Source organism: Cognatilysobacter segetis (assembly GCF_004359965.1).
GTDB lineage: Bacteria > Pseudomonadota > Gammaproteobacteria > Xanthomonadales > Xanthomonadaceae > Cognatilysobacter > Cognatilysobacter segetis.
Genome location: NZ_SMRQ01000117.1, coordinates 1 through 434 on the forward strand (window position 1 = coordinate 1; position 434 = coordinate 434).

Consider the following 434-nt stretch of genomic DNA (forward strand, 5'->3'; position numbering starts at 1 on the left):
TCGCGGCGCGGCTTAACTCAGGTGTTAGGGCTCACAAGGAGGTTCATCGTGCTCGCAACAATATTTCTAGCTGCTCAGGTAGCCGCTGCTCCCCAAAGCTTTGCTTCGGCGAAAGCCGAAGCGATCCGCCTGGAACGGGCCATGTCCAAGGTGCAGCACACGGCCTTTTTGGATATGCAAGGTCGGGCACTGGTTTCCGCGCTGGACGCGTGCGGTCCTCCGGGCAAGGACCTGTCGCCGTTCACGGTCGTGCTGCAGGTGGAAGCGAGCGGCACGGTCTCCGCGAGCTGGCGCGAGGGTGAAACCGCTCTCGCGCAATGCGTGGAGCGCAAGCTGAGCGCCACAACCTTCACGGGCAAGTGGTCCGCCCCTCGCTACATGCTGGTCGGGGCCATCCTGCGTGAGCCCTAACAATTCGTCCAAGCCGACGCCGC

The 434-nt window shown here is 63.4% G+C and carries 1 protein-coding gene; it reads left to right on the forward strand.

What is annotated here, in order from left to right:
• Positions 1 to 411, forward strand: a 411-nt coding sequence (locus E4F61_RS14120) for a hypothetical protein (RefSeq protein ID WP_238382962.1), incomplete at its 5' end; no start/stop codon positions are given.
• Positions 412 to 434: the final 23 nt, after the last annotated feature.